This is a genomic window from Corallococcus exercitus (assembly GCF_003611585.1).
In the GTDB taxonomy this organism is placed as follows: Bacteria; Myxococcota; Myxococcia; order Myxococcales; family Myxococcaceae; genus Corallococcus; species Corallococcus exercitus.
Genome location: NZ_RAVW01000401.1, coordinates 1 through 8,983, shown reverse-complemented (window position 1 = coordinate 8,983; position 8,983 = coordinate 1). Strand labels below are relative to the sequence as shown.

The window sequence follows — 8,983 nt, the reverse complement described above, 5'->3', positions numbered from 1 at the left end:
CGCCCGGCCAGCGGCGTGAGCACCGACACCAGGTGCGCCGCCGCGGCTTCCGCCTCCTCGCCGGACAGGTCCGGCAGCAGCACCAGCAGCGTGCCTCCCACCTGCCCCACCCCGTCCATCAACCGCAGCGCGCCGTGCAGCGCCCGCACCAGCTCCACCTGCGGCACCCGCGCGGACTCCACCTCCAGCGCGAGCACGCTCACCGCCAGGCCCGAGCCGCGCACCCGGTCCAGCTCCTCGGAGAGCCGCGCGCGCAGGCCTTCCGCCTCCAGCGCCCGCCGCTCCGGCAGGGGCCGCTCGCCCCGGTGGAACACCAGCGTCACGTTGCCCAGCGTCACCACATCGCCGCCGTCCAGCGGCCGGGTGCCCTGCACGCGCTCGCCGTTGACCCGCACGCCGTTGTGGCTGCCCAGGTCCGCGATGAACGCCTCGCCCTCCGCCACGCCCACCTTCGCGTGCTGGCGGCTCACCGACGCGTCCTCCACCAGGAGGTCCGCCCCCGCCGCCCGTCCAATCACCACCGAGCCCTCCCGGGGCAGCGGCACCACCGTGGAGGTGTTCCCCAGCAAGAGCAGCAGGTACAGCCGGTCCGCCGGGGCGGCGCGGGAGGCCCCCTTGCGGGAGTCCTCGGTGTCCAACAGGTCGCGTGACGGCATTCGCTCAAAGAATGCCCAGGCCCATGAATTCCGGGCAACCTGGAAGCCCGATTGATTTGCGGGTCAGGCCATGCGCGGTCCATGCTCCCGCCCGGGAGGAGAGGGACTTTCATGGCCAAGATGCTGAAAGAAGGGGATTCGGTTCCGGACGTCACACTGCGGGGGCCGGGCGACGTGCCGGTGCGCCTGCGCGACCTGCTGGGTGACAAGGCGATGGTCATCTACTTCTACCCTCGGGACGACTCCCCGGGATGTACCGTCCAGGCCTGCACCCTGAGGGACCAGTACCAGGACTTCACCGACGCGGGCGCGGACGTGGTGGGCATCAGCAGCGACTCCGCCGAGTCCCACGAGAAGTTCGTCGCCAAGCACCGGCTCCCCTTCCGCCTCCTCAGCGACCCGGATGGCGCGGCGCGCAAGGCCTTCGGGGTGGGCACCAACTTCCTGGGGCTCCTGCCCGGGCGGGTGACCTTCGTCGCGGACAAGGGCGGCACCATCCGCTACGCGTTCGACTCGCAGATCCAGGTGAAGAAGCACGCCGAACTGGCGCTGGATGTCGTCCGGTCGCTCACGGGCCAGGGAGCCGCTCCCACCCGTCCTGCCTGACACACGCGTTTGCCCCGCGTTTCCCGGTAGACTGATTCACGACGTCCCGGCGGTGGGAGCCAGGACGTCGCACCCCCGTCACGCGCAACATCGGGACACATCGGGTGGGCCGGAGATCACGTCATGCGGTTTCACTGGTTGCTGGGACTGTCGTTGTGCGTCGGCGGCTGCGCGAGCCTGACCAAGGACCTCCATGACGAGGGCCCGGGGGACGAAGAGGTGCCCACGGAGGAGACGGTGTACCTGGTGCCGCTGGACGAGGCCCTCTTCACCATGCGGCGCGTCTTCGAGGAGCAGCGCTACGACGTCTTCGAGCGCACGGACCACCACGAGCTCTACACCTCCGCGCACGAGCCCGGGATGAACCTCCCCGGCAACCGCACCTTCGAGCGCTACTTCGTGAAGGGCGCGGCGGTGGGCCCGCGCCAGTCCGTCATCCGCGTCTTCCGCCTGCGCTACCGCGAGCAGGACACCAACATCGAGGTGAAGCCCAAGTGGCTCAACGAGCGCATCCAGGACGAGGAGAAGTACCTCTCCCGGAAGACGTTCGAGCGCTTCACCTTCGACGGCGTGCCGGACATGGAGGGCTTCAAGATGGTGCGCGGCACGCGCGACCTGCCGCTGGAGCGCAGGCTGCTGGCGAAGCTGGAGATGGTGCCGTCGCTGGAGCTGGTGGGTGGCAGGACGACCGCGCCCGTGCGCTCCGTGCAGGTGGAGGGCTGGGGGGACGACACGGCCCAGCCGCCGCCCGTGAAGTGCGGTGAGCCACTGCAGGGCGTGGAGCCGCTGCTCGCCGCCGGGCACACGGTGCTGGTGGGTGATCCGCTGGGCACGCGCGAGCTGCCGGAGGTGGCCACGCGGATGCTCTGCGACGCGGTGGAGAAGAAGCTGCCGGTGGCGCTGGCGCTGTCCATGCCGTCGGAGGACCAGGGCGCGCTGGATGACTACCTGGCCAGCGAGGGCCACGGCCCGGACCTGGAGCGGCTGCTGGTGGTCAGCTCCTTCTGGCGCCGCGTGTACCAGGACGGCCGCAGCAGCGGCGCCCTCTTGCGCCTCATCGAACAGGCGCGCCGGCTGCGTGCGCAGGGCCACTCCGTCACGGTGCTGGCGTTCGACTCCAACAACGCCTCCGGCAACGCGCGCGAGGAGGAGATGGCGAAGAACCTCATCGCCTGGCGTCAGGCGAACCCGGACACGTGGCTTCTGGCGCTCGCGGGCGACGTGCACGTGCGCACGAAGCCGGTGAGCTGGAACAAGGACTTCGAGCCGCTGGGCTCGCGCCTGACGAAGGCCCTGCCCTCCTCGCCGGTGAAGGCGCTGGAGGTGGGCTTCGCGCGAGGCTCGCAGTTCTCCTGCCGCTTCAACGTCTGGGAGCAGGTGGACTGCAACGTCTTCGCGCTCAGCCCCACCCCGGAGCTGCGCCAGGAGCCGGGCACGCCGCGCAAGGTGGCGCTGTTCGACGCGCCCAGCGAGAAGGGCTTCCACGGCCGGCTCTGGGTGGGGACGCTCAACGCCTCACCGCCGGTCATCCAGCGCGCCGAGCCGCCCGTGGCCCAGCAGCCGCAAGGCGCCGCGAAGCCCGCGGACGCCGAGCACTGACACCGGGAGGGGCTCAGGGCAGCGTGAACTTGGACACCTTGCCCTGGTCCAGGTGCGTGACCCAGAGGGTGTTCCCCACGCCGCGGGCCAGCCCCCAGGCGCTGGGCACCGTCGCCATCTGGGTGACCACCCCGTCCGGGGTGATCCGCGCGAGCTTGCCGGCGAGGTACTCGGTGAACCAGACGTTGCCGTCCGGGCCGGCCACGGGGTTCCAGGGCTGAGGGAAGCCGGCCAGGGGGAAGAGCGTGATGGTCCCCGTGGGCGTGATGCGCCCGACGGTGTGACTGGCCGGGCAGGTGAACCACACGTTGCCATCAGGGCCGGCACCGACGGTGTTCGGCTGGTCCACGGGCCCGAACTCCGTGATGTTCCCGTCCACGTCGATGCGGCCGATCTTGTTGGCGTTGTACTCCGCGAACCAGAGCGCGCCATCCGGTCCGGCCGTGATGCCCTGCGGGTTCGGGTTGCTGCTGGTATCGATCAGGTACTCGGTCGTCACGCCCGACGTCGTCATCTTGATGATCTTGGACCCCATCGTGTACCAGAGGTTCCCATCGGGGCCGCTGGTGATGTCCCTCGGAAAGCTCGTCAGTCCTCCCGGGACCGGGGGAATGAACTCGGTGAACACGCCCGCCGGCGTGAGGCGGCCGATCGTCGTGGCCATCGTGAACCAGATGTTGCCGTCCGGGCCCACGACAATCTGATCCGGGGCCGACGGCATGGAGAACTCGGTGAGCTTCCCCTTCGTGTCGATCCGGCCGATCCGCCTCACGCTGTCCGACGACTCCGTGAACCACACGGTGCCGTCGGCAGCGACCGCGATCTCCTTCGGCTGGGAGGTGGCGTTCGGCAGGCCAAACGTCGAAAGGGAGCCGGACGAGCCGCCTGATGCGAGCGCGGTGAGCGAGGTGAGCGCGACGGCGAGGGCGAGGAACCTTCCAGGTTTTCTCATGGCATTCCGGGGGAGAGGGGGGCGTCGTCCACCGCGCGAGAGAACAGCCGTTGCATCGCGCTGGATGAAGACTCGCAATGTCTATCAAGGTGTCTGATTCATGCTCAAGATGGGTCAAGCATGTCTCTCCTGAGGCAATTTGCCCCACGAGGCGCGTGAACAACGATGTATCGATACGCGAGGGTGAGCAGTCGCTGCCGACAGTCCGACTGGAATGCTTGCAATGAATTGCAAATTGGAGTGTTTCCTTTACAACCCGCGCGCGTGATGCCCCTACCGGGAGTGCTATACTCAGACATCCGGGGATGGCGCCGCACCGGGCGGTCCCCGTCCACGAACGGGGGCATGACCATGCGGTGGCATTGGACGCTGGGACTTCTGTGCATGACGGGCTGCGCGAGCCTCTCGCGCGGGCTGGACAGGGATCCGCTGGACACGGAGCCCATCCCCACCGTGGAGCGCGTGTACCTGGTGCCGCTGGACGAGGCGATGCTCGTAGCGCGCCGCCTGCTGGAAGAGCAGCGCCTGGACATCTTCGAGAACAACACCACGCACGAGCTGTACTCCCAGTCCTGGGAGATCGGCGTGAACGTGCGGGGCAACCGCACCTTCGAACGCTACCTGGTGCGCCCTGAAGCGGTGGGTCCGCGCCAGTCCATCGTGCGCATCTTCCGGCTCCAGTACCGCGAGGCCGATGACGCCGTCGAGGAGCAGGTGCCCGAGCCGGGCAGCATGAGGGCGAACGACCACGCCTACCTCCAGTTCCGCGAGGTGTTCGCCCACGAGACCTTCGAGGGCATTCCGCAGATGGAGGGCTTCAAGCTGCGCCGCGGCTTCCGCGACATGCCCCAGGAGCGCAAGCTGCTCATGCGTCTGGAGATGGTGCCGTCGCTGGAGCTGGTGGGCGGCAAGGCGTCCATCCCCGTGCGCGACGTGAAGGTCGCGGGCTGGACCGCCGAGACGCCGGACGCGGCGCCCCGCTGCGGTGACCCCGTGGAAGGCGTGGAGGCGCTGCTCACCTCCGGCGGCACGGTGCTGGTGGCGGACCCCATGGGCACGCGCGAATTGCCGGACGCCGCCGCGCGGATGCTCTGCGACGCCACGGCGAAGAAGCTGCCGGTGGCGCTGGCGCTGTCCGTGCCGTCCGTGGATCAGGCCGCGCTGGATGAGTACGTGTCGAGCGCCGGCGCGGACGCGGACCTGGAGCGGCTGCTGGTGCTGAGCGACTTCTTCCGCCGCGTGGATCAGGACGGCCGCAGCAGCGCGGGCGTCATCCACCTGCTGGAGGCCGCGCGGCGCCTGCGGGCCCAGGGCCATGCCGTGTCCGTGGTGGCGTTCGACTCGAAGGGAGCGGCGGGCAACGCGCGCGAGGCGGAGATGGCGGCGAACCTGCTGGCCTTCCGGAAGGAGCACCCGGACGCGTGGATGCTGGTGCTCGCGGGCGACGTGCACGTGCGCACCGGCGGCGTGGGCTGGGATTCGAAGTTCGAACCCATGGGCCACCGGCTGGCGGCCGCCCTGCCCTCCTCGTCCGTGCGGGCGCTGGACGTGGGCTTCGCGCGCGGGGCCCACTACGCCTGCCGCTTCAACGTCTGGCAGCAGGTGGACTGCGACGTGCACGGCATCAACCCGGCGGCGGACGCGCGCCAGGAGCCGAACACGCCGCGCAAGGTGGCGCTCTTCGCCGCGCCGGGTGAGACGGGCTTCCACGGCCGGCTCTACCTGGGCACGCTGAGCCCGTCCCTGCCCGTCCTCCAGCGCGCCGCGAAGCCCGTGGCCCAGCAGCAGGGCGCCGCGAAACCCGCGGCCCCCGCGCCCTGACCGGAACGGCGCGGGCCCTTCACTCTCCTTGAGGAGGCAATCCTTCAAAGGCCTCCCATCCACCTGGAGGCGCCTGGACTCCCATCGCGTCCAGGCACTCGCGGGCCTGGGCGCTCCATCCGGGGTTCTTGAGGTCGCCGGTGGGAGCGGTCGCCAGGGAGTCTGCGAGCCTCCGCACCCTGGCGGCTGCTGACCTGAAGCGCTCCGCATCCGGGCTCCCCCACGCCTTGGCGCAGGAGTCCGCGAGCGCCGCCATGCGGGATTGGAGCACCGTCCGCAGTTCCTCCGCCGGAGCCTGGGTGCGCCACTGCTCGAAAAGACGGGGCGCGGCCAGGACGGTCAGGAGGTTGAGCGCCTCGACCATCCGGGTCGCTTCCTGAGCCCACGAATCCTCAGCCACAGAAGGGCCCCAGACGCGCATTGAAGGGCGCGGTGTTGAACAGCAGCGCCTTCACTTGAGCAAGCATCGGAAGCGTGAAGAGCTTCGTCCACGACCTCAAGCGCTTTCACGCCGTTCCCAACGCGCCACGCGGGCTCCGGCCACACCGGAGCCCGCGCGGTGGGGTAGCGCCTACGGCACCTTCGAGGTGAGCTGCACGCCGCTCACCACCAGGGCGTAGTCGGCGTCCACCGCCGTCGTCTCCGTGCGAGCGTCCTGGACCAGCTCCTCGGCCAGGACCTCCACCTTCCACGTGCCCGCGGCGGGGTTCGTGAGGAAGACGTTCTCCACGGTGTCGACCTTGTTGGACACGCCGCCGGCCGTGGACACGTTGCCCGCCGTCAGCCCGTTGTTGCCCCAGTACACGGTGCCGTTGGGCGCCGTCACGCGCAGGGACAGGTTGTTGATGCGCGCCCAGGCCGCGCCCACGGTGCCCATGGGGTCCGTGTAGGCCATCGTGACGTTGAGCTCCGGCTCGCCGCTGGCCACGGTGAAGGTGTACGTCTTCGTGGCGAGCGGCGTGAGGACGTCCGTCTCGTCGACGACGAACGTCTTCGCGGCGCGGTCGTACAGGCGCTTCAGGTCGGACGTCCCCCAGCCCTGCTTGTTGCGGTCGATGTCCGCGTTCGCGCCGCCCGCCAGCCAGTTGTACCGGGCCGCGCCGTTGATCATCAGCGCCTTGGCGGTGGCCATCTGCGGGCGGCTGGTGAAGACGTCCGCCTTGCCGCCGTGGCCGGCCCACACGCCCTGGTGCCACATCTGGTGCAAGAGGCCGAAGTGGCCGGACGTCTGGGGCGTCGCGGAGCTGGTGCCGCTGAACTCCGTGTAGCTGCTGTCCGTGGAGCCGGACGCGCCCCGGATGCTGTCGTAGTAGAAGGCCAGGTCCGGCTTGATGCGGCCGTCCGCCGCCGGGCCGATGCTCGCGCCCGAGGACCAGCTGTCATCCGTGCGGGTCTGCGTGTTGTAGTGCCGGATGCCGCCCACGGAGACGATGTTCTTCGCCCACGCCTGCGGACGCGAGTTGCGCGTGCCGCTGTTGCTCTGCGACTGCGTGCTCAGCAGCGGCGCCTTGAAGAGGTAGTCGTCCACCTCCGCGGAGAGGGTCGTGTACGACGTCGTCAGCGCGCTGCCCACGCTGGAGGTCTGGAACACCGCGCGGTAGGGGCCGCTCGGGTTGATCAGCTCCTGGTTCGCCGTGTAGCGGGACTTGGTGCCGCCGAACTGCGTGGACTCCGAGTAGAGGAAGAAGATGCCCTGCCCGCCCGGCAGCAGGCCCTTGGCCAGCGGATCCACGCCCTGGGCGAAGTTGTGGCTGTAGCAGCTCGTGCCGTGCAGCGAACCGGAGGACGTGCCCACGCTGTGGATGATGGGCGCGGTGGGCCACTCGCGGTGGGTGGTGCGCAGCTCGGTGTCGAAGACCTCACCGCGCACGCCCTGCCCGTTCCAGCCCCTGAGCGTCTCGATGTAGTTGGCGCCGCCCGTCGCGCGCACGATGTCCATGTCCACCTCGCCAGGGCCACCCCAGCGGTCGATGAACTGCACCTCGTTGGCGCGCACCAGCTGCGCCAGTTGCTCCTGGTTGAGCGTGGCCTCCACGCGCAGACCGCCCGGCTCCACCAGGTCCACCTTGCCGCCCAGCCGCTCCACCAGCGCCGTCACGCGGGCCTGCCGCGCGGCGCCGCGCTCGCCCAGCATGATGGAGTAGCGCTGGGGCGCGAGCGCCGCCGCGCGTCCGAGCAGCGCGTCCCGCAGCACCGGCTCCAGGCGCCATTCCGGGTGGTAGTCCCCCACCCAGCGCACGGCGGGGAGCTGGGCCACGCGCGCGCGGACCTCCGAAGGCATCTCCACCAGGTACGTGTGGTCCGACAGGAAGCGCAGCACCTTGCCGCCCGCGTTCTCGATGGTTTCGCGGTACTCCGGCAGCGGCGTGGCGTGGAACTGCACCAGCGACAGCGTGTTGTCCCGGTCCGCCACCAGCGCGTTGCCCAGCAGCGGCGCGGTGCGCGCCAGCGGGTCGAACGACGCCTCCGCCAGCCGGATGAGGTACTCCTCCTGCTGCACGCTGCCCAGCAGCTCCGTGCCGCCGCGCGTGTACGCGGAGAAAGCGCGCTCCGTGCCGTCCGCCTGGCGCTCACGCCAGACGTGCAGCTGCACGCCGGTGCCCTGCACCACGTCCAGGGTGCGCAGGGCGCTGACCGGCCGCACCGTCTGGTGGAACACCAGCCCCGCCGACGTCGCCAGGGTCGTGCCCCCCGCCTTGAGCGCCGTCGCCACCGCCGCGCCCGGCGCCGCCGGAGCCCGGGTGGCAGCTGAAGGGGTGCGCTCCACTGCCAGCGCCCCGGCCGGAACCGCGAGGGTGCAGCCCAGCACCAGCGCCGTCACCGGACGCCAGCCACCACGAGACGTCGAGAACCGCTTCCGCATGTTCTGCATTTCGGGCACTCCCTTCAAAATGAGAAAAACCTGTAATACGTATTACGGCAGTATTTCAAGTCCTTGCCACTCAGTTGCAACAGGGCGTGCTTTTTGCGGCGTGGGCGTCCTTTCCAGGTGGGCCCGGGTGGTTTGGGATGCGTGGAGGTGGCCGGAAACCCTCAGGCAACTTCTTCCTGAAGGCCCAGGGCCCGTGGTCCCGCCGTCCCGGACGGGGTATGGGGACCTCCCGTCGATGAGGTCCCCGCCCCGCCCCGCCGGTCCGCATGCATGACCTGAACGCCCTGGTCGGCACGCACGACCTGCTCCTCCTCACGCTGGACACGCTCCGCTACGACGTGGCCCGCGAAACGCTGGAAGCAGGCCGCACCCCCACCCTGGCCGCCCTGCTGCCCGGCGGCCGGTGGGAGGAGCGGCACAGCCCGGCGAGCTTCACCTACGCCGCGCACCAGGCCTTCTTCGCGGGCTTCCTCCCCA

General features: G+C 70.1%; 7 protein-coding genes and 1 pseudogene. 4 read left to right on the top strand and 4 right to left on the bottom strand.

Features of this window, described 5'->3' with window-relative positions:
• Positions 1 to 656: FHA domain-containing protein (locus D7W79_RS33640; RefSeq protein ID WP_147442176.1), on the bottom strand; the 656-nt coding region annotated here is incomplete at its 3' end.
• 111 nt (positions 657 to 767) lie between these two features.
• On the opposite strand from D7W79_RS33640, the gene D7W79_RS33635 reads away from it, so the two are divergent.
• A complete protein-coding gene (locus D7W79_RS33635) occupies positions 768 to 1,262 on the top strand; it encodes a peroxiredoxin (RefSeq protein ID WP_120529432.1) in 495 nt (164 codons plus the stop codon).
• Positions 1,263 to 1,385: 123 nt separating this feature from the next.
• Positions 1,386 to 2,861 carry a TraB/GumN family protein gene (locus D7W79_RS33630; protein WP_120529431.1) on the top strand — a complete coding sequence of 492 codons (1,476 nt, stop codon included), beginning with the start codon at positions 1,386 to 1,388 and terminating at the stop codon, positions 2,859 to 2,861.
• Between the two features lie 13 nt (positions 2,862 to 2,874).
• Here the strand turns inward: D7W79_RS33630 and D7W79_RS33625 are convergent, their stop codons facing one another.
• Positions 2,875 to 3,813 carry a Vgb family protein gene (locus D7W79_RS33625; RefSeq protein WP_120529430.1) on the bottom strand — a complete coding sequence of 313 codons (939 nt, stop codon included), beginning with the start codon at positions 3,811 to 3,813 and terminating at the stop codon, positions 2,875 to 2,877.
• Positions 3,814 to 4,164: 351 nt separating this feature from the next.
• On the opposite strand from D7W79_RS33625, the gene D7W79_RS33620 reads away from it, so the two are divergent.
• Positions 4,165 to 5,634 (top strand): TraB/GumN family protein, encoded by a 1,470-nt coding sequence (locus D7W79_RS33620; RefSeq protein WP_120529433.1) that lies wholly within the window; start codon positions 4,165 to 4,167, stop codon positions 5,632 to 5,634.
• Between the two features lie 19 nt (positions 5,635 to 5,653).
• On the opposite strand, the gene D7W79_RS33615 is transcribed toward D7W79_RS33620, so the two are convergent.
• Complete coding sequence (locus D7W79_RS33615; RefSeq protein ID WP_120529429.1) at positions 5,654 to 5,998, bottom strand: hypothetical protein; 345 nt, start codon at positions 5,996 to 5,998, stop codon at positions 5,654 to 5,656.
• Between the two features lie 207 nt (positions 5,999 to 6,205).
• On the bottom strand, positions 6,206 to 8,506 hold the full coding sequence (locus D7W79_RS33610; RefSeq protein WP_120529428.1) for a DUF8729 domain-containing protein: 2,301 nt from the start codon (positions 8,504 to 8,506) through the stop codon (positions 6,206 to 6,208).
• 266 nt (positions 8,507 to 8,772) lie between these two features.
• Between D7W79_RS33610 and D7W79_RS33605 the strand changes: the two are divergent.
• Positions 8,773 to 8,983: pseudogene (locus D7W79_RS33605) on the top strand (STM4013/SEN3800 family hydrolase); the annotation flags it as partial.